Raw genomic sequence first — 21,955 nt, 5'->3', positions numbered from 1 at the left:
GCATCGCCCAATAACTGTATGCATAAACAGGCCTCAAATGAAGGGATTCCCCTCGCTGATCAACGTACTGCTGGCCAGTTCGCTGGTGTTGACCATCGGCCGCGGCGTTACGCTGCCGTTCATCACCATCTACCTCACCGAACATTTCCATCTGCTGCCGAAGAGCGTGGGCGTGATCCTGGGCGTCAGCCTGACCCTCGGCATCCTTGCCAGCCTGTACGGCGGCTATCTGGTGGACAAATTCAGCAAAAACCGCCTGATCCTGCTGTCGATTTTATTGTTCGCGCTGAGTTTCTTCGCCATTCCCTGGATCCCGCGCCCCGGCGGCGTGATCGTGGTGCTGGCGATCCTGCATACCTGTTATTCGGTGTTAAGCATCACCATAAAGGCCTGCTTCGCCGACTGGCTGCCGGTCGAGCAGCGCATCAAGGCTTTCTCAATCAACTACACGCTGGTCAACGTCGGCTGGGCGATCGGCTCTGCGCTCGGCGTTCTGGTGGCCGGGCTTAGCCCGCTGCTGCCGTTTTACCTGTCGGGGGGATTGGCGCTGGCGACGGTGACGGCGCTAAGCCTGCGCTTGCGCGGCCGGGAACAGCGCCCGACAACAACCGCCGCCGCACCGGCGGCACTCCCCAACTTCCGTCAGACGCTGACCATCTTGCGAAACGATCGGCGGCTTATCTACTTCACCCTCGGCAGCACCCTGGGCGCCGTGGTGTTCGGTCAGTTCACCGGCTATCTGTCGCAGTATCTGATCACCGTCTCCAGCGCCGAGTTCGCCTACAAAATCATTGGGTTGGTGATGATCGTCAACGCCGGCATCGTCATCGCCCTGCAATACCTGCTCAGCCGCGGCATGCGCCAGGAAAACATGCTGCGCTGGCTGGTGCTGGGCACGCTATTTTTCATCGTCGGGCTGCTCGGTTTCATGGCGGCCGGCCAGGCGGTCTGGCTGTGGCTGGCGGCGATGGCGGTGTTTACCTTAGGCGAGATCATCGTTATCCCGGTGGAATACATGTTCATCGACTTTATTGCGCCGCCGCACCTGAAAGGCAGTTACTATGGAGTACAAAACCTCAGCGCGCTGGGCGGCGCCATCAACCCGGTGCTGTGCGGGGTGCTGCTCAGCTATGCCGCGCCGCCGTTGATGTTCGTGATGCTGATCGTCGCCGCCCTGCTCAGCCTGCTGTTTTTCTTCCTCGGCCACCGGCTGGCGGAACGTTCTGCGGCAACGGCCGAAAACGCGCGCTGATCCCGCAGGCAGCGGCCTATACGGGCTGTCAACCCGCCGCTCGGGCATAGCACCCATAGCGAGAATTCATGGTGCGATCTGTGGCATGGCTCACAGTTTAATTGTATGATGAATACATCAGTTAAACGGGAAAAGACAATGGCCAACGTGCTCACACTGTGCTGGAAATACCTGAGGGCCCTGCTCCTTATCTACCTGTGTCTGTTCGTCGGCAACGCGGTGGCGGCGCTGCTGCCGTTCGCCATTCCCGGCAGCATCATTGGCATGCTGCTGCTGTTCGCCCTGCTCTCTACCCAGATTATGCCGGCCAAATGGGTTAAACCCGGCTGCCATTTGCTGATCCGCTATATGGTGCTGCTGTTCGTGCCGATCGGCGTCGGGGTGATGAAATACTACGACCAGATCGTCGCGCATCTGGGCCCGCTGGTTATCTCTTGCCTCATCAGCACGCTGATGGTGTTGGTGGTGGTCGGCTATACCTCACACTATTTTCATCGCGAGCGCCGCATCGCCGGCAAGCCCGACGACACGGAGGGCAATTCATGATCCATGAAATCTGGTGGTCGTTGCCGCTGACGCTGGCGGTCTATTTCGCCGCGCGCTGGCTGGCGCGCAAGCTGAATATGCCGCTGCTCAACCCGCTGCTGGTGTCCATGGCGGTGCTCATCCCGCTGCTGCTGCTCACCGGTATTCCCTATGAACGCTACTTTCAGGGCAGCAAAATCCTCAACGATCTGCTGCAGCCGGCGGTCGTCGCGCTGGCCTTCCCGCTCTATGAGCAGCTGCACCAGATCCGCGCGCGCTGGAAGTCGATTATCGCGGTGTGCTTCATCGGCAGCCTGACCGCCATGATCAGCGGCGGCGCCATCGCCCTGTGGCTGGGCGCCACGCCGGAAATCGCCGCCTCTATCCTGCCGAAATCGGTCACTACGCCGATCGCCATGGCCGTCGCGGACTCGCTCGGCGGCATTCCGGCGATCAGCGCAGTCTGCGTCATTTTCGTCGGTATCCTCGGCGCCGTGTTCGGCCATACGTTGTTCAACCTGTTGAAAATCACCACCCACTCGGCGCGCGGCCTGGCGATGGGCACGGCATCCCACGCGCTGGGCACCGCACGCTGCGCCGAGATGGACTACCAGGAAGGCGCTTTCGGCTCGCTGGCGTTGGTGATCTGCGGCATCATCACCTCGCTGCTGGCACCGTTCCTGTTCCCGGTGCTGCTGCGCCTGTTCGGCTGAACAGGGTGAAACTTGCGATACATCTCGCATTTATGTATTTCATTGCATTAATTTCATCAATTAAGAGACATTAGTCACACTTTAATGTCTCTGGCCTGCCTAGAATGTTATCCCGTTAACCCGTAGAGAGACTTTCTATGCATCCGCGTTTTCACACCGCTTTCAGCGCACTGCCCGCGACACTGCAATCCGCCCTGCGGCCTTATCTGGACGCGCCAGACTTTCCGGCGATGTTCACGGCCGAGCAAGCGGCGGCGATCCGCACAGGCTGCGGGCTGGACGATGATGCGCTGGCATTCGCGCTGCTGCCGCTGGCGGCGGCCTGCTCGTTAACCCCGATATCGCACTTTCACGTCGGCGCCATCGCGCGCGGGCAAAGCGGCAACCTCTATTTCGGCGCCAATATGGAGTTCAGCGGCGCGCCGCTGCAGCAAACCGTGCATGCAGAGCAGTGCGCGGTTACCCATGCCTGGCTGCGCGGCGAGCCGGCGCTGGCCTCGGTCACCGTCAACTACACGCCGTGCGGCCATTGCCGCCAGTTTATGAATGAACTGAACAGCGGCGGCGAGCTGCAGATCCGTCTGCCGGGCCGCGCGCCGGCCACGCTGGCGGACTATCTGCCGGACGCCTTCGGCCCGAAAGATCTGGATATCGCTTCGCTGCTGATGGACAAGGTCGATCACGGCCACCGGCTGGCGCTGGACGATGCGCTGGCGCAGGCGGCGCTGGCGGCGGCCAATCAGAGCCATGCTCCGTACAGCAACGCCCACAGCGGCGTAGCGCTGGAAACGCAGGACGGCAGCCTCTACGCCGGCCGCTATGCAGAAAACGCCGCTTTCAACCCGAGCCTGCCGCCGCTGCAGGCTGCGCTGATCCTGCTGAACCTCTCCGGCGGCGATTGCCTGAACATCCGCCGCGCCGTGTTGGCCGAGCCGCAGAAGGCGATCCTCAGCCAGTGGGACGCCACCCGCGCCACCCTGGCGGCGCTGGGCTGCCAGAACGTCAGCCGCGCCGCCTTCTAAGCGCACCACGGCGGAGCCATCCGGTTCCGCCGCTAACAGCCCCGCCCGCCAAATACAATGCCCCGACGCCGCCAGAGACACTTTCTTTAGTTAAAAAATCATTTGATTGTCGATAATTACGCCAACCTGGTTCATCATCTGGCAACAAATGCTGTACATCTGCTCTTTATCTTTTAGGATCGTCGGCAATAAAGTTATCTGATACGTGAAGAGTAAAACTGATGGAACTAGAATACGAAAGCAAACGCCCGCTCTACATCCCTTACGCCGGCCCAATTCTGCTGGAATTTCCGCTGCTGAACAAAGGCAGCGCTTTCACCGAGGAAGAACGTAGCCACTTCAACCTGCACGGCCTGCTGCCGGAAGCGGTGGAGACCATCGAAGAACAGGTGGAACGCGCCTACCGTCAGTATCAGGATTTCAAGAACGATAACGATAAGCACATCTATCTGCGCAACATCCAGGACACCAACGAAACCCTGTTCTATCGCCTGCTGGACTCGCACCTGAGCGAGATGATGCCGATCATCTACACCCCGACCGTCGGCGAGGCCTGCGAACACTTCTCCGATATCTACCGCCGCGCGCGCGGGCTGTTCATCTCCTACCCGAACCGCGATCGCATCGATGACATGCTGCAAAATGCCACCAAGCAGAACGTCAAGGTGATCGTGGTCACCGACGGCGAGCGCATTCTCGGCCTGGGCGATCAGGGCATCGGCGGCATGGGGATTCCAATTGGCAAGCTGTCGCTGTACACCGCCTGCGGCGGCATCAGCCCGGCCTACACGCTGCCGGTGGTGCTGGACGTCGGCACCAACAACCCGCAGCGCCTCAACGATCCGCTGTACATGGGTTGGCGCCATCCGCGCATCTCCGGCGAGGAGTACCACGCCTTCGTCGAAGAGTTTATTCAGGCGGTCAAACGCCGCTGGCCAAACGTGCTGCTGCAGTTCGAAGACTTCGCGCAGAACAACGCCACCCCGCTGCTGAACCGCTACCGCGACGAGATCTGCTGCTTCAACGATGACATTCAGGGCACCGCCGCGGTCACCCTCGGCAGCCTGATCGCCGCCAGCCGCGCCGCCGGCAGCCAGCTGCGCGATCAAACCGTCACCTTCCTCGGCGCCGGTTCCGCGGGCTGCGGCATCGCCGAGCAGATCATCGCGCAGATGAAGTCCGAAGGGTTGAGCGAAGACGAAGCGCGCGCCCGCGTGTTCATGGTCGACCGTTTCGGCCTGCTGACCGACAAACTGCCGAACCTGCTCGATTTCCAGAGCAAGCTGGTGCAGAAGAGCGACAACCTGGCCGGCTGGGAAACCGCCAGCGACGCCATCTCGCTGCTGGACGTGGTGCGCAACGCCAAGCCGACCATTCTGATCGGCGTGTCCGGCCAGCCGGGGCTGTTTACCGAAGAGCTGATCCGCGAGATGCACAAGCACTGCGAACGCCCTATCGTGATGCCGCTGTCCAACCCGACCTCGCGCGTGGAAGCCCGTCCGGAAGACATCATCAACTGGACCGACGGCGCCGCCCTGGTGGCGACCGGCAGCCCGTTCGCGCCGGTAAGCTACAAAGAGCAGCTGTACCCGATCGCCCAGTGCAATAACTCCTACATCTTCCCGGGGATCGGTCTGGGCGTGCTGGCCTCCGGCGCCACTCGCGTCACCGACGCCATGCTGATGGCCGCCAGCCGCGCGCTGGCGGATTGTTCGCCGCTGGCTACCGACGGCCACGGCGCGCTGCTGCCGAATATCGACGATATTCAGGGCGTGTCGAAGTGCATCGCCATGGAAGTGGGTAAAGCCGCCCAGCTGCAGGGCGTGGCGATCGTCACCTCCGAAGATGCGCTGTCGAAAGCCATCGAGCACAACTTCTGGCGGCCGCAGTACCGCAGCTACAAGCGCACCTCGTTCTGAATGGTGAGCTGAAATGACCCAGCCCGGCTCCGCCGGGCTTTTTTGTGCGGCAAAACCGCCGAAAAATGCGGCGGCGCGCGTGCTTCAGGCGGTTCGCGTCTTGCGTCGGTCGGTCAGGTAAAGTAGCCTTGATCCATCTTTTTCAGCCCGGCGCGCGTAAGGCAACAACATGTGGAAACGCCTGATCATCAGCCTGTTCATCATCATTGCGGTGTTGATGGGTTCGGCTATTGCGCTCGATCGCTGGATCAGTTGGAAAACCGCGCCTTACGTCTACGACGAGCTGCAGGAATTGCCGCATCGCCAGGTCGGCGTGGTGCTCGGCACCGCCAAGTATTACCGCACCGGGGTGATCAACCAGTATTACCGTTACCGCATTCAGGGAGCGATCAACGCCTATAACAGCGGCAAGGTGAAATACCTGCTGCTGAGCGGCGACAACGCCCAGCAAAGCTATAACGAACCGATGACCATGCGCCGCGATCTGATCGCCGCCGGCGTGGCGCCGAGCGATATCGTGCTGGACTACGCCGGCTTCCGCACCCTGGATTCCATTGTGCGCACCCGCAAGGTGTTCGACACCAACGATTTCATCATCATCACCCAGCGCTTCCACTGCGAGCGCGCGCTGTTCATCGCCCTGCACATGGGCATTCAGGCGCAGTGTTACGCGGTGCCGTCGCCGAAAGACATGATGACGGTGCGCGCCCGCGAGATCTTCGCCCGCCTGGGCGCGCTAACCGATCTGTACATCCTCAAGCGTGAACCGCGCTTCCTCGGCCCGCTGATCCCGATCTCCGCCATGCACACCGTGCCGGAAGACGCCCAGGGCTATCCCGCCGTCTCGCCGGAACAATTGGTTGAGCTGGAGCACAAGCTGAAAGAAGAGAAGCAGAAAGCCAAACAGCCCTGACGGGTAATGCCCCAAAAAGAAAGGCCGGCATATTTTGCCGGCCTTGTCGTCTGTGCTGCGGTAGCTCTACTTCTTCTTGGCGTATTTCAACGAATCCAGCGCCACGGCGAAGATGATGATGCTGCCCTTGATGATGTACTGCCAGTACGGGTTGATGCCGATATAGGTCAGGCCGTAGTTGATGACGGTAAAGATGATCACCCCGGTCACCACGCCCCACACCGTACCCACGCCGCCGGCGAAGGAGACGCCCCCCACCACGCAGGCGGCGATGGCGTCCAGCTCATACATAAAGCCGAGGTTATTGGTGGCGCTGCCGATACGCCCCGCTTCCAGCAGGCCGCCGAAGGCGTAGAACACGCCGGACAGCGCATAGATCATGATCAGGTTCAGCGGCACGTTGACCCCGGACACCTTGGCCGCTTCCGGGTTGCCGCCGATGGCGAAGATGTTCTTGCCGAAGCGGGTCTTGGTCCACAGGATCCAGACGAAAATGATGGCAATCAGCGCGTAGAAGGTAATATACGACAGCTTAAAATCGCCGAAGCGCAAGAAGCCTTGGGCAAAGGTGGAAAACTTCGGATCAAAGCCCGCGACCGGCGACGCGCCGACCGAATCGTAATACAGCGAGTTGATGCCGTAGACGATGATCATGGTGCCCAAGGTGGTGATGAACGGCGTCACGTTGAGATAGGCGATAATCAGGCCGTTAACCAGGCCGATCACCGCGCCGACCGCACACACCAGCAAGATGACCAGGGGAATCGACCAGGTTTCCATGTGAGGGAACACCTTGTTGACGTTATCCATCGATTGCAGCAGCGTGGCCGCCACCACCGCCGCCAGCCCCACCTGCCGCCCGGCGGACAGGTCGGTGCCCTGGGTAACGATCAGCCCCGCCACGCCCAGCGCGATGATGATGCGCACCGAAGACTGCGTCAGGATATTGCTCAGGTTCATCAGGCTGAGGAAAGTCGGGTCCTGAATGATGATGATGGCCAACAGCACCAGCAACACCACGTAAATGCCGCCTTCCTTGAAATAGGTAAATAAGGTTTTTTTATTTAGCGCGTTCATAATTCGAATCCTTAAAGGTGCAGGGAGGCGAGACGTAAGATTTCATTCTGCGAGGTCTGCTTGGTATTAACGATGCCCGCAACCTGGCCGTTGCTCATCACCAAAATGCGGTCGGTGATCCCCAAAAGCTCCGGCATTTCGGACGAGACGATAATGATCCCCTTGCCCTTTTTCGCCAGCTCGGTCATCAGCTGATAGATCTCGAACTTGGCGCCCACGTCAATGCCGCGCGTCGGTTCATCCAGCATCAGGATCTCCGGCTGCGTCAGCAGCCAGCGGCCGATGATCACCTTCTGCTGATTGCCGCCGGACAGCGAGCCGATATGGGTGTGATGCCCCGGCGTTTTCACCCGCATGGCGTCGATCACCCATTGGGTGTCGCTCTTCATCCGCGCGTTATCCAGCAGGCCGAGCTTGTTTTTATAATTGCGGATATTGGAGATCAACGAGTTGAAACCCACGTCGAGGTAGGCGTAAATCCCGGTGGATCGCCGCTCTTCGGTCACCAGCGCAAAGCCGTGGTTGATCGCTTCGTTGGCGCTGTGGTTGTCGATCGCCTTGCCGTGCAGCTTGATGGTGCCCGCCACCTTCTCGCGAATGCCGAACAGCGTCTCGACGATATCGGTGCGTTTGGCGCCCACCAGCCCGGCGATGCCGAGGATCTCGCCCTGATGCAGATCGAAGGACACATCGCGGATCGAAGGCTGGCGCAGCGATGTCAGGTTCTTCACCTCGAGGATCACCTCACCCGGCGTATTCTGCCTGTCGGGGAAACGCTGGCTCAGCGAGCGGCCGACCATCATGGCGATGATCTTGTCCATATCCAGCCCTTCCAGCGGCTGGGTGGCGATCCACTGGCCGTCGCGCAGCACCGTTATCTCGTCGCACAGCTGGAAGATCTCCTCCATCTTGTGCGAGATATAGACGATGCCGCAGCCGCGCTCTTTCAGCTTGCGGATGATGGTGAACAGGTGATTGACCTCTTTCTCCGTCAGCGAAGAGGTCGGTTCATCCATGATGACGATCTTGGCGTCATAGGAGAACGCCTTGGCAATCTCGATCATCTGCATCTGCGACACCGACAGGTTGCCCACCTTTTCGCGCGGGTTGATGTCAATATCCAGCTCGTCGAAGATCGCCTGAGTGTCTTTGAACATCTTGTCCTGATCGACGAACAGGCCTTTGGTCGGGTAGCGCCCCAGCCACATGTTGTCCATCACGGTGCGTTGCAGCACCAGGTTCAGCTCCTGATGCACCATCGAAACGCCTTGTTCCAGCGCTTCCTTCGAGCTCTTGAAATCGATTTCCCGGCCCTGAAATACAATGCTGCCGCTGTCTTTTTTGTAAATGCCGAACAGGCATTTCAACAACGTCGATTTCCCCGCGCCGTTCTCCCCCATCAGGGCGTGAATCGAGTGCGGACGGACGCGTAAATTGACATTGTCCAAGGCTTTGACGCCGGGAAATGACTTACAGATATCCGTCATTTCCAGCAAAAATTCGCGTGAGCTATCGGCCATAAATACACCTGGCTTAACGATCTTGCAGTCGTAAACATCCCCGCCGGCGGTATCCCTGGTGTTGGCGCCGCAGGCGGGGTCTTAGCGGGATCTCAATTCTTATTTAACAAACTGAGACAGGTTGTCTTTATCTACGCCGACGTAAGGAATACGCACGACTTTATTTTCGATTTTATATTGGGTGCCTTCGGTGGCCGGCTTGCCCGCCGCCAGGTTTTTCGCCAGCTCGAAGGTGGCCTTCGCCTGGTTGTCGGCGTCGTTCAGCACCGTGCCCGCCATCGCGCCGGATTTCACCAGCGCCAGCGCTTCAGGCAACGCATCGACGCCGAACACCGGAATACTGGTCTTGTTGTGCGCTTTCAGCGCTTCCACCGCGCCCATCGCCATGGCGTCGTTGTTGGCGATCACCACTTCGATCTTGTTGGCGTTCGGGCCGGAGAGCCAGGCATCCATCTTGTCTTTCGCCTGCGCGGTATCCCACATCGCGGTATCCATCTGCAGCTGCTGGGTCTTGATGCCTTTTTCGTTCAGCGTTTTCACCACGTAAGTGGTGCGCGCTTCGGCATCCGGGTGGCCCGGCTCGCCCTTCAGCAGCACGAACTGGATCTGGCCGTCTTTATTCAGATCCCAGGCCGGGTTGGCTTGCCAGTGTTTGGCGATCAGTTCGCCCTGGATCACGCCGGATTCTTTGGAGTCGGTGCCGACGTAATATGCCTTGTCATAGCTGTCCAGCGCCTTGCGGGAAGGTTCTTTGTTGTAGAACACCACCGGGATATCGTTTGCGCGCGCCTTATCGATAACCACCGGCGCAGCGGCCGGGTCGACCAGGTTGATCGCCAGCGCTTTCACGCCCTTGGCCAGCAGCACGTCGATCTGATCGTTCTGCTTGGACTGGTCGTTCTGCGAGTCATTCATCAACAGGGTAACGTCCGGTGAAGCCTTGGCGTCTTTCTCGATCGCCTTACGCACCACCGACATGAAGTTGTCGTCGTATTTATAAATTGTGACGCCAATACGGGTATCAGCATGGGCTGCGGCGCCAAACATCATGGCTGCGGCCATGGCGGCCAGGGTGAAAACCTTCTTATTCATTGTCAGTCTCCGGTTCTGTGTAGGGTATTACTCGTCTTTGAGCCAATGGTCACCGGCAGTGCGTACACCCCAGGCCTGGCGATTTCCACTCAACACCTGTCGTCCGTGGATCTTGTTATTTCCGAGAAATGCTGTGTCAGCGCGAGATAAAGGTTGCAGCGGCAAGGGCCTTTGCGCCGGAAAACGCCTAGAGCATAGACGGCGCGATGTTAATATTCTGTGAATTTTCTCACAGATTGAAAACGGTTACACAAGATTAAATCGTCAGAGAGTGACCGTCGCCTCACTTTGCCAGGGGGCGACAGAATGGCGCCGCACCAGCGTCGGCATGAACAGATGAGCGGCCTGCGGCTCCGCCAGGCCTGCTGCGCCCTGCAATGCCAGCTCGGTCGCCAACGTGGCCATCGAAACGATCGGGTAACGCACCGTGGTGAGTTTGGGGCTGGTGTAGCGCGCGATGGGAATGTCGTCGAAGCCGATCAGCGAGAAATGCTGCGGCACCGTGATACCGTTTTCTTTCAGCACCGCCATGGCGCCGGCGGCCATGGCGTCGTTGTAGGCGAACACCGCGCTCAGCTGTAAGTTGCGCCCCAGCAGCTCGACCATCGCCGCCTCGCCGCCCTGCAGATCCGGCGAACCGTACGCGCGCCAGCTGTCGGGCGTCGCCAGCCCGGCGGCGGCCATCGCCTGAACATAACCTTGCTGACGCAGCGGCCCGTCCTCGATCGGGTGATTGGAGCCCAGATAACCGATGCGCCGATGGCCCTGCGAGAGCAGAAGACGCATCGCCATTTCTGCGCCGCAGACGTTATCCAGCCCGACGCAGCGCGACTCATAGCCGGGGATAATCCGATTGATCAGCACCATGCCCGGCACCTGCTCCAGAAAGCCGATCAGTTCGGCGTCGCTCAGGGCTTTGGCGTGAACAATCAGGGCGTTACAGCGCTGACGGATCAGCACTTCGATCGCATGGCGCTCTTTGTCCGCCTGATGATAGCTGTTGCCGATCAGCAGATACTTGTGGTGTTTCTGCGCCACCGTGTCTACCGCTTTCACCAGCGCGCCGAAGAACGGATCGGACACGTCCATCACCACCACGCCCAACGTATCGCTGCTTTGGGTCGCCAACGCCTGCGCGTTGGCATTGGGGCGATAGCCCAGATCCGCCACCGCCTGCAGCACCTGCTCGCGCGTCTCTTTGCTGGTCAGCGCGCTGTGGTTCAGCACGCGGGAGACGGTCGCTACGGAGACCCCGGCGCGTTTCGCCACGTCGCGAATGGTGATCGGATGAACTGGAGGCATGCGGGATCCTGAAATCGGGGTAGTGGCCGGTGGCGCTATCCTACCCCGATTGGCCCGCTGCTCTGCGTGAATTACGTCACAGGAAAGAAAACGTTTACATACATTTTTTTAACCTGCCGACGGGCGCTCACTTCAGCGCTTTGGATTCCGTTCCACCGGCGGCCATCTGCGTCAATTTGCGCCACAGCCATTCCATCGGCCCCTGTTCGAAGTAACGCAGCCACAGTGCGGAAAACGCCAGGTTGATCAACCAGACCAGCGGCACCAACGCCAACAGCTGCAGCCGGTCGAACTGCTCATAGAGACCGAAGCGATAAAACAGCGTGGTGCAGATCAGCGTTTGCAACAGGTAGTTGCTCAGCGCCATGCGCCCCACCTGGCTCAGCCAGTGGGCGATGCGCAGGCGCGACAGCGCGGGCCAGAAACCGTAACACAGCGCCAGATAACCCAGCGCCTGCAGCGGCGCGCCCAGCTCGCGCGGCACCTGCAGCAGGAAACCGCTCCAGCGATAGTCCCAGTGCACCTGCCATTGCAGCGCCACCGCCGGCAGTTGGATCAGCACGGACAGCGGCAACAGCCACGCCGCCTGCCGCAGGTAATAGCCGGAGGAATAGCTGCCGCGCAGCCAGCCGCTGCGCATCAGCCCGGCGCCGAACAGCATCAGCCCCGCCAGCTCCCAGCCATACTGCGCGCCGATGGCCAGCAGGCTGGACGAGAGCAGATCGGCGCGGCTGCGCCAGGCTTCGAAACCGCCCTGCAGCTTCCAGAACTTCTCGTACTGCAACTCCGCCACGCCCGGCTGCCAGAAGCTGCCCGGCTCACCGTGCGAGACAAAACCGAGCAGCAGCAGCACCGCCACGCCGATCAGGTACAGCACGACGCCGGTTTTCAGCAGTTGGAAGGTTTCTTTGGCCTCGCGGATCATGCGCCAGCACACCAGGCCGATCAGCCCGTAGGCCAGCAGAATGTCACCGTCCCACAGGAAGATGGCGTGCGCGAGGCCGAACAACACCAGCCACGACAGCCGCGCGCGGATCCAGCTTTTGCCGCGCCGCAGCAGCATTTGCAGCCCGGCGCCGAACAGCAGCGCGAACATCGCCAGGAACTTGGCCTGGGCGAAGATATCCAGCAGCGCCCAGATCCAGGCATCGCGCGATGACGGCATCCCCAGATAGGCCGGATTGAGGTAGGCTGCCTTCGGCAAGCCGAAGGCGCTGATGTTCAGCAATAAAATGCCGAGGATGGCGATGCCGCGCACGCAGTCCAGCGTGGCAATGCGCGGCAGAGGATGACTGTTCATTTTTTATCGCTGTCTTCCGCTCATGAAAAAGGCGCCCGCAGGCGCCTGTTGTCGTCTTGCGGGTCGCCCCGCAACGCCATCACCCCTGGTGGTGACGCACCGCACGCAGGAACTCCTGGCGGGTATTCTGGCTGGACTTGAACAGCCCCCCCAGCGAGGTAGTGGTGGTGGCGCTGGTCGCGTCGCGGATACCGCGCGCCTTGACACAATAATGGACCGCATCGATCGATACCGCCACGTTATTGGTGCCGAGCAGGGTCTGCAGCGCCACCAGGATCTGCTGGGTCAGGCGCTCTTGCACCTGCGGACGCTGGGAGAAGAACTGCACGATGCGGTTGATCTTCGACAGGCCGATCACCGAGTCTTTCGGGATATAGGCCACGGTAGCCTTGCCGTCGATGGTCACGAAGTGGTGTTCACAGGTGCTGGTCAGCGTGATATCGCGCACCGTCACCATCTCATCCACCTTCATCTTGTTCTCGATGACGGTGATTTTCGGGAAGTTGGCGTAGTCCAGCCCGGAGAAGATCTCGTCGACATACATTTTGGCGATGCGATGCGGCGTTTCCGCCAGGCTGTCGTCAGACAGATCGAGATTCAGCAGCTGCATGATTTCGGTCATGTGCTCTTTGATGCGACGCTTGCGCGTTTCGCGATCCAGCACTTCCCCGCGCAGCGGTGTCTCCAGACCACGCTCTTCCAGTGCCGCATGCACCAGCGCGGCTTCTTTACTTAATGATGTCATGTATTTGTTCTCCTGCGGACGGAACCCGCCGGCGGCCTGATAGGGCGTGCGGCCGGCGAATTGCTTGCTCTCGTGACGGCAGAGTTTTCGTGGTGGATAACGTGAACCCGGTCAAGATTTTGCCCCCACTGTAGATGAGAGCGCGGCGATTATCCAGTGATAGTACTTCATCCAGAGGTGAAATCTTCGCATTTAGCACAATCAGGCCGGCTGCGGGTCTCCACGCTTTTTGTATGGTTTTTAATCACCGAGTCGCCGTTTTTTGCGCCAACCGCCGCGCCGGGGTATTCACCACCAGCCCTCCGGCCGCCAACAGCGCCGCCACCGCCACATACAGCGCCGGCTCCAGCCGATGGGTCAAGGCGGTCGACAGCGCCGACAGCATCGGCCCGACCAGTTGGCCAATCGCATAACCGGTGGTCAGCAATCCGGCCATGTAACGCGCATGACGCGGCGCCAGCTCACGCCCGTGCTGAAGAGCAAGCTGCACCACGCAAAGGAAACCGCCGCCGGTCAGCAACGCCCCGAGCGCCAGGCCGGCCACGCCCGGCACCACTTCGGCGCTCAGTACGCCGAGCGCCTGTATCCACAGCGTGATCGCCAGCCGGGTCTGGGTGGTCAGCCGATGGCGGGTCAGAATGCCGATGACAATCCCCAGCACCGCCGCGCCGCCGAACACCGGCCAGACGAACTGCGCGAACAGGCTGGCGGGAAAGCGCGCCGCCGCCATCTGCGACAAGAAGGTCGCCGGCAGGATGTAGCCAAAGCCGGCCAGGCTGTAGCTCCACACCAGGCGTTTGAGCGCCGGCGTCAGCAGCAGCGGCTCCGGGGCCACGTCCGGGCGATGCAGCTCGCCGCTGCGCGGCAGAAAGGCGCTAATCCCCCCGACCAGCACCAGCGCCAGCCCGCCATACACCAACCAGGCCTGCGCCGCCGTCAGCCCCAGCGCGTTGATGCCCACCGCCAGCATGCCGCTGAGGAAGATGCCGGCGCCCGGCCCGGCGAACACCGCTGCGCTCAGCGCCGGCCGGCCGTAGTGCGCCAACCGCTCGTTGGTCCAGGCCGCCACCAGCACCATCGCCCAGCCGCTGGCCCAGCCGATGACGAAGCGCAGCGCGCCGTGCGTCCATTCATCCTGCGCCAGCGCCGACAGTAGCGTCAGCGCCATCGCGCCCCATACGCCCAGCCACAGGCGCCGCTCGACGTGGCGCGTAGCGCGCATCGCGTCGTAGGCGCCGCACAGGTAGCCCAAATAGTTGATCGCCGCCACCAGCCCGGCACCGGTCAGGCTGAACTGATGTTCCGCGATCATCAGCGGCACCTGAGGGGTGAAAGCGAAGCGGCCAATGCCCATCGCCACGATCAGCGCGGCAAACCCGCTCAAGGCAATACGTAAAGCCATATCGGCATCCAAAAGGTTAAAAGAAAGTTGCCAGTATCATGCCGCAGTATTAAACTCACAAAAACTGAATAATACTAATCAAGTTCATCACGAAACGAGAACATTATGGATCTGACCCAGCTTCGCATGTTCTGCTGCGTAGCGGAAACCGGCTCGGTCGCCCGCGCCGCCGAGCAGCTGCACCGCGTGCCGTCGAATCTGACCACCCGGCTGCGCCAGCTCGAGCAGGAGCTGGGCGCCGATCTGTTTATCCGCGAAAAACAGCGCCTGCGCCTGTCGCCGATGGGCCATAACTTTCTGTGCTACGCCAACCGCATCCTGGCGCTGAGCGACGAGGCGATGAGCATCACCCACGCCGGCGAACCGGCGGGCAACTTCGCCCTCGGCTCGATGGAGAGCACCGCCGCGACCCGCCTGCCCTCGCTGTTGGCGGCTTATCACCAGCGCTTCTCGCAGGTTTCACTGTCGCTGACCACCGGCACCTCCGGCGAAATCGCCGATCGGGTGCGCGCCGGCACGCTGGCGGCGGCGCTGGTCGACGGCCCGGTGCCTTATGACGAGTTGAACGGCTGTATCGCCTATCCTGAACATATGGTGGTGATCTCCTGTCTCGATCACGCGCCGATCCACAGCGCCAAAGACGCCAACGGCGAGACGCTGTTCGCCTTTCGCGCCAGCTGCTCTTACCGCCTGCGGCTGGAGGCCTGGTTCAAGCGCGAAGGCGCGCGGCCGGGGCAGATCATGGAGATCCAGTCCTATCACGCCATGCTGGCCTGCGTCGCCAGCGGCGCCGGGCTGGCGATGATCCCGCATTCGGTGCTCAGCCTGCTGCCGGGCCATGAGCGGGTTCGGGTTCATACCCTGCCGCCGGACGTGGCCGACACCGCCACCTGGCTGCTGTGGCGCCGCGACGCGTTCGGGCCGAACGTGCGCGCGCTGAAAGAATTGATTATTGAACAGACGGAAACCGCCGCTGTTGATGAAAGCACCCCCAACGATTTATCAGACGTTAGCGATATCGCCTGATTTAAAAGAAAACCACTGAGGAGACTATGATGGAGATGATCAAAACCCGCGCCGCCGTTGCCTGGGGCCCGAACCAGCCGCTGAAGATCGAAGAAGTCGATCTGATGCCACCGCAAAAAGGCGAAGTGCTGGTGCGGATCGTCGCTACCGGCGTCTGCCATACCGACGCCTACACCCTGTCCGGCAAAGATCCGGAAGGCGTGTTCCCGGCGATCCTCGGCCATGAGGGCGGCGGCGTGGTGGAAGCGGTCGGTGAAGGCGTCACCAGCGTGGCGGTCGGCGACCACGTGATCCCGCTCTACACCCCGGAGTGCGGCGAGTGCAAATTCTGTAAATCCGGCAAGACCAACCTGTGCCAGGCGATCCGCGCCACTCAGGGTAAAGGGCTGATGCCGGACGGCACCACCCGCTTCTTCAAGGACGGCAAGCCGATCTTCCACTACATGGGCACCTCCACCTTCTCCGAATACACCGTGGTGCCGGAAATTTCACTGGCGAAAATCAACAAGGAAGCGCCGTTGGAGGAAGTGTGCCTGCTGGGCTGCGGCGTCACTACCGGCATGGGCGCGGTGATCAACACCGCCAAAGTGCAACCGGGCGACACCGTGGCGATCTTCGGCCTGGGCGGCATCGGCCTGTCGGCGATCATCGGCGCGCAGATGGCCGGTGCGGGCCGCATCATCGGCATCGACATCAACACCAGCAAGTTCGATCTGGCGCGCAAGCTGGGCGCTACCGATCTGATCAACCCGAAAGACTATGACAAACCGACTCAGGAGGTGATCGTCGAGCTGACCGACGGCGGTGTCGACTTCTCCTTCGAGTGCATCGGCAACGTCAACGTGATGCGTTCCGCGCTGGAATGCTGCCACAAGGGCTGGGGGGAATCGGTGATCATCGGCGTCGCGGGCGCCGGCGAAGAGATCTCGACCCGGCCGTTCCAGCTGGTCACCGGCCGCGTCTGGCGCGGCTCGGCATTCGGCGGCGTCAAGGGCCGTTCGCAGCTGCCTGGCATCGTCGAGCGTTATCTGGACGGCGAATTCGCGCTGAACGACTTTATCACCCACACCATGGGGCTGGAGCAGATCAACGAAGCGTTCGATTTGATGCACGAAGGCAAATCGATCCGTTCCGTCATCCACTTCGACAAATAAGCCAGGAGGCAGAGATGACGTTGTCATTGGAACTTCTCGAAGAGCACCGCATGTTCGGCGGCTGGCAACAGCGCTATCGCCACGCGGCGCAGAGCCTGAATTGCAACATGACATTCAGCATCTACCTGCCGCCGCCGCGCGATGACAACCCGCCGCCGATGCTGTACTGGCTGTCGGGGCTGACCTGCAACGACGAGAACTTCACGTTGAAAGCCGGCGCGCAGCGCATCGCCGCCGAGCTGGGCCTGGTGCTGGTGATGCCGGACACCAGCCCGCGCGGCGACGAAGTGCCGAACGACGAAGGCTACGATCTGGGCCAGGGCGCCGGGTTCTACCTGAACGCCACCCAGGCGCCGTGGGATCGTCACTTCCGCATGTACGACTACATCAGCGCCGAACTGCCGGCGCTGATCGAACAGCACTTCAGCGTCAGCGATCGTCAGTCAATCTTCGGCCACTCGATGGGCGGCCACGGCGCGCTGATGATGGCGTTTCGCAATCCGCAGCGCTTCCGCTCGGTATCGGCCTTCGCGCCGATCGTCAATCCGTGCCAGGTGCCGTGGGGCCGCAAAGCCTTCACCGCCTATCTGGGCAGCGACGAAAGCCAGTGGCTGCAGTACGACAGCTGCCATCTGCTGGCCAGCGGCGCGGAGAAAATGCCGGTCCTTATCGATCAGGGCGACGACGACCAGTTCCTGGCCGATCAGCTGCAGCCGGCGCGGCTAGCCGAACTGGCGCGCCAGCGCGACTGGCCGCTGACGCTGCGCATTCAGCCGGGGTACGATCACAGTTACTTCACCATCGCCACCTTCGTGGAAGATCACCTGCGCTTCCACGCCGAGCACCTGTTCCGCTGATAAAAAAATCCGGGCGGTTAAACCGCCCGGATTTCTTCAAATACCGTCAAGAAGAAAGTCGATGGCGGCTTTTATCCTGCTCCGATACTGGGAAACATCACAAAATTCGGCCCCCAAAGCCCGAACCGGGATGCTGGCCATTTCATATGTCATCACGGCGTACTCGTTGTCATCAATCAATCTGATCAACGGGATCAAGCGCTCCGGTCGCGTACTCCCCGGGTATTTTTCAACGGGTAACAAAGGGATCACAACTCGGCGATTTAATTGCCCAATGATATCGCTCGTCACATCAAGCAGCAGGGGGTAAACCGCGCTGTTCCCGCTATTCGCATACACCGTAAATTGCATCGCTAAAACGTCCTGTATTCGTCGCTAAAGCAACCATGCTCATCATTAAATCGGTTAAGCGCTTCAAGTGCCTCTCGGTTTTCTTCCTGCCATTTTCTCCTCTCATGCTGACGCAACTCAGCATCTAAAGCAGCAGTCAGCGTCGCGCTGAGATTAATCCCCGCCTCACGCGCACGGCTCAACAAACTGCGTTCCAGCGTCATGGTCACACTTTGCGTCGTTCGTTGTTTTACTGGCATCGGCACCTCTGTCACTCATCTTCGTGCAAACAACACGGCTTATTGAACGAATAATAGCACTGAGAGGTCATGTGAGCCCGTTCAAATGTGCGCCATACGTTAAAGCATCACCCCTTCAGCTTCGGATCGAGCGCGTCGCGCAATCCGTCGCCCAACAGGTTGAAGGCCAGCACGGTGATGAATATCGCCAGGCTGGGGAAGATCGCCACGTGCGGCGCGATCACCATATCGGCGCGCGCCTCGTTAAGCATCGCTCCCCACTCCGGCGTCGGCGGCTGGGCGCCCAGGCCCAAAAACGACAGGCTGGCGGCGGTGATGATCGAGGTGCCGATGCGCAGGGTGAAATAGACCACGATCGAAGACAGGGTGCCCGGCAGGATGTGCCGCAGGATGATGGTCCCGTCCGAGGCGCCGATGCTGCGCGCCGATTCGATATAGGTCAGGTGCTTCAGCACCAGCGTATTGCCGCGCACCAGGCGGGCGAAGGCCGGAATGCTGAAGATCGCCACCGCAACGATCACGTTGGCCATGCCGCTGCCCATGATCGCCACCACGCCGATCGCCAGCAGAATGCCGGGAAACGCAAACAGTACGTCGCAGACGCGCATGGTGAGGCGATCCCACCAGCCTTCATAGTAGCCGGCCAGCAGCCCCAGCAAGGTGCCGATCGCCCCGCCCGCCAGCACCGAGAACACCCCGGCCGCCAGCGAAATGCGCGTGCCCATCAGGATGCGGCTGAAGATATCGCGCCCGAGGGAATCCACCCCCAGCCAGTGCATCAGCGAAGGCCCTTCGTTCAGCCGGTCGTAATCGAAATAGTTTTCCGCATCGAACGGTGCCAGATAAGGCGCCAGCAGCGCCGCCGCGATCAGCAGCAGCACCAACAGACCGGCGACCAACGCCGCCCGCTGGCGGCGAAAACGCCGCCAAAACTCACCCCACGGCGTGCGTACCGCGTTGGGGTCAATAAGCGGCATCGCCCTCAGTGCGGCGTTGCGCCGCCAATGCTTAATCATGCCGCGTCCTCATTGGTAACGAATCGCCGGGTTGATCGCCGCGTACAGCATATCCACCAGCAGGTTGATCAGGATGAACTCCAGCGAGAACAGCAGCACCTCGGCCTGGATCACCGGGTAATCGCGCATCTCCACCGAGTCCACCAGCAAGCGCCCCAGCCCCGGCCAGTTGAACACCTTCTCCACCACGATCGAACCGCCGAGCAGGAAGCCGAACTGCAGCCCCATCATGGTCACCACCGGGATCATCGCATTGCGCAGGCCGTGTTTCATCACCACCACGCTTTCCCGCACGCCCTTGGCTCGGGCGGTGCGCATGTAGTCTTCCTGCAGCACCTCGACGAACGAAGCGCGGGTGAAGCGCGCCATCACCGCCGCCACCGCCGCCCCCAGGGTTACCGAAGGCAGAATGTAGTGCCGCCAGCTGTCGGCGCCCACCGTCGGCAGCCACCCCAGCTCGACCGAGAACACCTGCATCAGCAGCATGCCGAGCGCAAAGGCCGGGAACGAGATCCCCGATACCGCCAGCGTCATGCCGAGACGATCCGGCCAACGGTTACGCCACACCGCCGACACCACGCCGATCGCCAGACCGAACGCCACCGCCCACAGCATGCTGGTGACGGTCAGCCAGAAGGTCGGCAGAAAGCGCGAGGCGATCTCTTCGCTCACCGGGCGTTTGGACACCATCGAGATGCCGAAGTCGCCCCGCAGCGCGTTGACGAAAAAGTGCGCGAACTGCTGCGGCAGCGGCTTATCCAGCCCCAAATCCTTGCGCACCAGCTGCACCACCGCCTCGTCGGCCTCCGGCCCCGCTGCCAGCCGCGCCGGATCGCCCGGCAGCAGGTGGACGAACAGGAACACCAGCACCGCCACGATCAGCAGCGTCGGGATCAGGCCCAGCAGTCGTTTCAGAAAATAATTGAGCATCTCATTCCTTCCCCCGCCCGCCGCCGTCTGGCCGCAGGCGGGGATGGGCGCCTTATTTCAGATCGGCGTTATCAAAGTTGAACGAGGTATCCGGCATCACGTAGAAACCGCTCAGCTGTTTGCTGTTGGCCGACAACAGACGTTCGGTCGCCAGGAAGATCCAGGGCGCGTCGGCCCAGATACGATCCTGCGCGTCCTGATACAGTTTCTGCTTCTCGGCGCGATCGGTGGTCGCCAGCGCGTCGGTCAGATCCTTGTCCACCTGCGGATTGCTGTAGAACGCGGTGTTGAACTGCTTCGGCGGCGCCGCCTGGGTGGAGAACAGCGGCGACAGCGCCCAGTCCGCTTCCCCGGTCGAGGCCGACCAGCCGGTGTAGAACAGCCGCACGCCGGTGTCTTTCACCCCGACGCTCTCCACCTGCGCCGCGCGCTGCCCAGCATCCATCGCCGTCACCGTCACTTTCACCCCCACCTGCGCCAGCTGCTGTTGGGTGAACTGCAGCACTTTCTGCGCGGTGCTGTGGTTGTGGGAAGACCACAGCGTGGTGGTGAAGCCGTTCGGGTAGCCGGCCTCTTTCAGCAGCTCGCGCGCCTTGGCCGGATCGTACGGCCACGGCTTATAGCGGGCGGCGAAATCGATGGCCGGCGGCACCGGCCCTTCCGCCGGCACCGCGTAACCGGCGAACGCCACCTTGATCAGCGCGTCCTTGTTGATGGCGTAGTTCAGCGCCTGGCGCACCTTCGGGTTGTCGAACGGCTTTTGGGTGACGTTCATGCTGATGTAACGCTGCAGGATCGACGGCGCGGCCACCACGTCCAGCTTGGCGTTGCCTTCCAGCACCTTGGCCTGCTCGTAAGGGATCGGGAAGGCGAAGGTCGCCTCGCCAGTCTGCAGCATCGCCGCGCGGGTGTTGTTATCCACCACCGGGCGCCAGGTGATGCTGTCGAGCTTCGGCAGCCCCGGCTGCCAGTAGCCGTCGAACTTCTTCACCTTGACGAAATCGGTCTGGTTCCAGGTCACGAACTGATAAGGCCCGGTGCCGACCGGGTGGAAACCGATCTCCTTGCCGTATTGCTTCAGCGCCGCCGGCGAGATAATCGCCGCCGCCGGGTGCGCCAGATTGTTGACGAACGCCGAGAACGGCGCCTTCAGCACGATCTTCACCGTATTGGCGTCCACCGCTTCGGTTTTGTCGATCATCTTGAACAGGTTGTAGCGCTTGAGGTGGCTGTCCGGGTTGCTGGCGCGATCGAGGTTGACCTTCACCGCCTCGGCGTTGAACGCGGTGCCGTCGTGGAATTTAATGCCCTGGCGCAGTTTGACGGTGTAGGTCAGGCCGTCTTTGCTGACCTCATAGCTGTCCGCCAGCACGTTTACCAGCTTCATGTCCTTATCAAAGCCGAACAGCCCCTGATAGAAAGACTTGGCCACCGCCTGCGACAGCGTGTCGTTGGCGTCGTAAGGATCGAGGGTGGTGAAGTTGGAGGCCACGGCGATCACCGCGTCCTTCGCCGCCCAGACCGGGCCGGTTCCCGCCGCCAGCAGTACGGCGGCCAACAGCGCATTGCGTTTGAATGTGTGCTTCATGTCGCTTGTCTC

At 61.2% G+C, this 21,955-nt stretch carries 21 protein-coding genes; 9 read left to right on the top strand and 12 right to left on the bottom strand.

The features are described from left to right. The first annotated feature begins 37 nt into the window (after positions 1–37). The 6 genes from AC2CGI_RS08720 to sanA all read left to right on the top strand — a co-directional run bounded on the left by AC2CGI_RS08720 (position 38) and on the right by sanA (position 6,344). Positions 38–1,252, top strand: coding sequence for an MFS transporter (locus tag AC2CGI_RS08720; RefSeq protein WP_076740421.1), 1,215 nt, complete (start codon positions 38–40; stop codon positions 1,250–1,252). 138 nt (positions 1,253–1,390) lie between these two features. After that, positions 1,391–1,798 carry a CidA/LrgA family protein gene (locus tag AC2CGI_RS08715; RefSeq protein ID WP_004938939.1) on the top strand — a complete coding sequence of 136 codons (408 nt, stop codon included), beginning with the start codon at positions 1,391–1,393 and terminating at the stop codon, positions 1,796–1,798. Beyond that, positions 1,795–2,490, top strand: a complete 696-nt coding sequence (locus AC2CGI_RS08710) for a CidB/LrgB family autolysis modulator (protein WP_076740422.1) — start codon at positions 1,795–1,797, stop codon at positions 2,488–2,490. The genes AC2CGI_RS08715 and AC2CGI_RS08710 overlap by 4 nt, the downstream gene beginning before the upstream one ends. Positions 2,491–2,627: 137 nt before the next feature. Then, on the top strand, positions 2,628–3,512 hold the full coding sequence (cdd, locus tag AC2CGI_RS08705; protein WP_044031601.1) for a cytidine deaminase: 885 nt from the start codon (positions 2,628–2,630) through the stop codon (positions 3,510–3,512). A gap of 221 nt (positions 3,513–3,733) precedes the next feature. Then, positions 3,734–5,431 carry an NAD-dependent malic enzyme gene (locus tag AC2CGI_RS08700; RefSeq protein ID WP_004938945.1) on the top strand — a complete coding sequence of 566 codons (1,698 nt, stop codon included), beginning with the start codon at positions 3,734–3,736 and terminating at the stop codon, positions 5,429–5,431. A gap of 169 nt (positions 5,432–5,600) precedes the next feature. Beyond that, positions 5,601–6,344: an outer membrane permeability protein SanA gene (gene sanA / locus AC2CGI_RS08695; protein ID WP_004938948.1), complete on the top strand. Its 744-nt coding sequence runs from the start codon at positions 5,601–5,603 to the stop codon at positions 6,342–6,344. Positions 6,345–6,410: 66 nt separating this feature from the next. Here the strand turns inward: sanA and mglC are convergent, their stop codons facing one another. The 7 genes from mglC to AC2CGI_RS08660 all read right to left on the bottom strand — a co-directional run bounded on the left by mglC (position 6,411) and on the right by AC2CGI_RS08660 (position 14,782). Continuing rightward, entirely contained in the window at positions 6,411–7,421 is a 1,011-nt protein-coding gene (mglC, locus tag AC2CGI_RS08690) for a galactose/methyl galactoside ABC transporter permease MglC (RefSeq protein ID WP_004938953.1), read from the bottom strand. A gap of 11 nt (positions 7,422–7,432) precedes the next feature. After that, positions 7,433–8,941: a galactose/methyl galactoside ABC transporter ATP-binding protein MglA gene (gene mglA, locus AC2CGI_RS08685; RefSeq protein WP_076740423.1), complete on the bottom strand. Its 1,509-nt coding sequence runs from the start codon at positions 8,939–8,941 to the stop codon at positions 7,433–7,435. 99 nt (positions 8,942–9,040) lie between these two features. Continuing rightward, positions 9,041–10,033, bottom strand: a complete 993-nt coding sequence (gene mglB / locus AC2CGI_RS08680; RefSeq protein WP_004938962.1) for a galactose/glucose ABC transporter substrate-binding protein MglB — start codon at positions 10,031–10,033, stop codon at positions 9,041–9,043. Between the two features lie 264 nt (positions 10,034–10,297). After that, positions 10,298–11,335 carry an HTH-type transcriptional regulator GalS gene (gene galS, locus AC2CGI_RS08675; protein WP_075685113.1) on the bottom strand — a complete coding sequence of 346 codons (1,038 nt, stop codon included), beginning with the start codon at positions 11,333–11,335 and terminating at the stop codon, positions 10,298–10,300. A gap of 127 nt (positions 11,336–11,462) precedes the next feature. Beyond that, positions 11,463–12,635 carry a DUF418 domain-containing protein YeiB gene (gene yeiB / locus AC2CGI_RS08670; RefSeq protein WP_076740424.1) on the bottom strand — a complete coding sequence of 391 codons (1,173 nt, stop codon included), beginning with the start codon at positions 12,633–12,635 and terminating at the stop codon, positions 11,463–11,465. A gap of 79 nt (positions 12,636–12,714) precedes the next feature. After that, the gene (gene folE, locus AC2CGI_RS08665; RefSeq protein WP_004938969.1) at positions 12,715–13,380 is read right to left on the bottom strand and encodes a GTP cyclohydrolase I FolE; all 666 of its coding nucleotides are present in this window, start codon (positions 13,378–13,380) and stop codon (positions 12,715–12,717) included. Positions 13,381–13,624: 244 nt separating this feature from the next. Beyond that, positions 13,625–14,782 carry a YbfB/YjiJ family MFS transporter gene (locus AC2CGI_RS08660; RefSeq protein ID WP_004938972.1) on the bottom strand — a complete coding sequence of 386 codons (1,158 nt, stop codon included), beginning with the start codon at positions 14,780–14,782 and terminating at the stop codon, positions 13,625–13,627. A gap of 105 nt (positions 14,783–14,887) precedes the next feature. Between AC2CGI_RS08660 and ptrR the strand changes: the two genes are divergently transcribed. The 3 genes from ptrR to fghA are packed head-to-tail and all read left to right on the top strand — an operon-like array spanning position 14,888 to position 17,819. Continuing rightward, the gene (gene ptrR, locus AC2CGI_RS08655) at positions 14,888–15,808 is read left to right on the top strand and encodes a putrescine utilization regulator PtrR (RefSeq protein WP_004938975.1); all 921 of its coding nucleotides are present in this window, start codon (positions 14,888–14,890) and stop codon (positions 15,806–15,808) included. Positions 15,809–15,837: 29 nt separating this feature from the next. After that, positions 15,838–16,962 carry an S-(hydroxymethyl)glutathione dehydrogenase/class III alcohol dehydrogenase gene (locus AC2CGI_RS08650; protein ID WP_484593950.1) on the top strand — a complete coding sequence of 375 codons (1,125 nt, stop codon included), beginning with the start codon at positions 15,838–15,840 and terminating at the stop codon, positions 16,960–16,962. A 14-nt stretch (positions 16,963–16,976) separates the two neighbouring features. Continuing rightward, positions 16,977–17,819 (top strand): S-formylglutathione hydrolase, encoded by an 843-nt coding sequence (gene fghA / locus AC2CGI_RS08645; RefSeq protein ID WP_076740426.1) that lies wholly within the window; start codon positions 16,977–16,979, stop codon positions 17,817–17,819. A gap of 36 nt (positions 17,820–17,855) precedes the next feature. Here fghA and AC2CGI_RS08640 read toward each other — a convergent pair whose 3' ends face one another. The 5 genes from AC2CGI_RS08640 to gsiB all read right to left on the bottom strand — a co-directional run bounded on the left by AC2CGI_RS08640 (position 17,856) and on the right by gsiB (position 21,943). Then, on the bottom strand, positions 17,856–18,170 hold the full coding sequence (locus AC2CGI_RS08640; protein WP_015377213.1) for a CcdB family protein: 315 nt from the start codon (positions 18,168–18,170) through the stop codon (positions 17,856–17,858). Positions 18,171–18,172: 2 nt separating this feature from the next. After that, entirely contained in the window at positions 18,173–18,409 is a 237-nt protein-coding gene (locus tag AC2CGI_RS08635) for a type II toxin-antitoxin system CcdA family antitoxin (protein ID WP_015377212.1), read from the bottom strand. A 107-nt stretch (positions 18,410–18,516) separates the two neighbouring features. Beyond that, the gene (gsiD, locus tag AC2CGI_RS08630) at positions 18,517–19,425 is read right to left on the bottom strand and encodes a glutathione ABC transporter permease GsiD (protein WP_175628149.1); all 909 of its coding nucleotides are present in this window, start codon (positions 19,423–19,425) and stop codon (positions 18,517–18,519) included. A 9-nt stretch (positions 19,426–19,434) separates the two neighbouring features. Continuing rightward, positions 19,435–20,355, bottom strand: coding sequence for a glutathione ABC transporter permease GsiC (gene gsiC, locus AC2CGI_RS08625; RefSeq protein WP_004938995.1), 921 nt, complete (start codon positions 20,353–20,355; stop codon positions 19,435–19,437). 52 nt (positions 20,356–20,407) lie between these two features. Continuing rightward, entirely contained in the window at positions 20,408–21,943 is a 1,536-nt protein-coding gene (gsiB, locus tag AC2CGI_RS08620; protein ID WP_004938996.1) for a glutathione ABC transporter substrate-binding protein GsiB, read from the bottom strand. Positions 21,944–21,955: the final 12 nt, after the last annotated feature.

The sequence above is a fragment of the Serratia sp. LSHTC3 genome, from assembly GCF_057197125.1.
This window is presented reverse-complemented; position numbering and strand designations above follow the sequence as displayed.

Excerpts from the sequence above, each read along its gene's own strand:
- AC2CGI_RS08720 (WP_076740421.1), top strand. The coding sequence starts at position 38 with ATGAAGGGATTCCCCTCGCTGATCAACGTACTGCTGGCCAGTTCGCTG.
- AC2CGI_RS08715 (WP_004938939.1), top strand. The coding sequence starts at position 1,391 with ATGGCCAACGTGCTCACACTGTGCTGGAAATACCTGAGGGCCCTGCTC.
- AC2CGI_RS08710 (WP_076740422.1), top strand. The coding sequence starts at position 1,795 with ATGATCCATGAAATCTGGTGGTCGTTGCCGCTGACGCTGGCGGTCTAT.
- cdd (WP_044031601.1), top strand. The coding sequence starts at position 2,628 with ATGCATCCGCGTTTTCACACCGCTTTCAGCGCACTGCCCGCGACACTG.
- AC2CGI_RS08700 (WP_004938945.1), top strand. The coding sequence starts at position 3,734 with ATGGAACTAGAATACGAAAGCAAACGCCCGCTCTACATCCCTTACGCC.
- sanA (WP_004938948.1), top strand. The coding sequence starts at position 5,601 with ATGTGGAAACGCCTGATCATCAGCCTGTTCATCATCATTGCGGTGTTG.
- mglC (WP_004938953.1), bottom strand. The coding sequence starts at position 7,421 with ATGAACGCGCTAAATAAAAAAACCTTATTTACCTATTTCAAGGAAGGC.
- mglA (WP_076740423.1), bottom strand. The coding sequence starts at position 8,941 with ATGGCCGATAGCTCACGCGAATTTTTGCTGGAAATGACGGATATCTGT.
- mglB (WP_004938962.1), bottom strand. The coding sequence starts at position 10,033 with ATGAATAAGAAGGTTTTCACCCTGGCCGCCATGGCCGCAGCCATGATG.
- galS (WP_075685113.1), bottom strand. The coding sequence starts at position 11,335 with ATGCCTCCAGTTCATCCGATCACCATTCGCGACGTGGCGAAACGCGCC.
- yeiB (WP_076740424.1), bottom strand. The coding sequence starts at position 12,635 with ATGAACAGTCATCCTCTGCCGCGCATTGCCACGCTGGACTGCGTGCGC.
- folE (WP_004938969.1), bottom strand. The coding sequence starts at position 13,380 with ATGACATCATTAAGTAAAGAAGCCGCGCTGGTGCATGCGGCACTGGAA.
- AC2CGI_RS08660 (WP_004938972.1), bottom strand. The coding sequence starts at position 14,782 with ATGGCTTTACGTATTGCCTTGAGCGGGTTTGCCGCGCTGATCGTGGCG.
- ptrR (WP_004938975.1), top strand. The coding sequence starts at position 14,888 with ATGGATCTGACCCAGCTTCGCATGTTCTGCTGCGTAGCGGAAACCGGC.
- AC2CGI_RS08650 (WP_484593950.1), top strand. The coding sequence starts at position 15,838 with ATGGAGATGATCAAAACCCGCGCCGCCGTTGCCTGGGGCCCGAACCAG.
- fghA (WP_076740426.1), top strand. The coding sequence starts at position 16,977 with ATGACGTTGTCATTGGAACTTCTCGAAGAGCACCGCATGTTCGGCGGC.
- AC2CGI_RS08640 (WP_015377213.1), bottom strand. The coding sequence starts at position 18,170 with ATGCAATTTACGGTGTATGCGAATAGCGGGAACAGCGCGGTTTACCCC.
- AC2CGI_RS08635 (WP_015377212.1), bottom strand. The coding sequence starts at position 18,409 with ATGCCAGTAAAACAACGAACGACGCAAAGTGTGACCATGACGCTGGAA.
- gsiD (WP_175628149.1), bottom strand. The coding sequence starts at position 19,425 with ATGATTAAGCATTGGCGGCGCAACGCCGCACTGAGGGCGATGCCGCTT.
- gsiC (WP_004938995.1), bottom strand. The coding sequence starts at position 20,355 with ATGCTCAATTATTTTCTGAAACGACTGCTGGGCCTGATCCCGACGCTG.
- gsiB (WP_004938996.1), bottom strand. The coding sequence starts at position 21,943 with ATGAAGCACACATTCAAACGCAATGCGCTGTTGGCCGCCGTACTGCTG.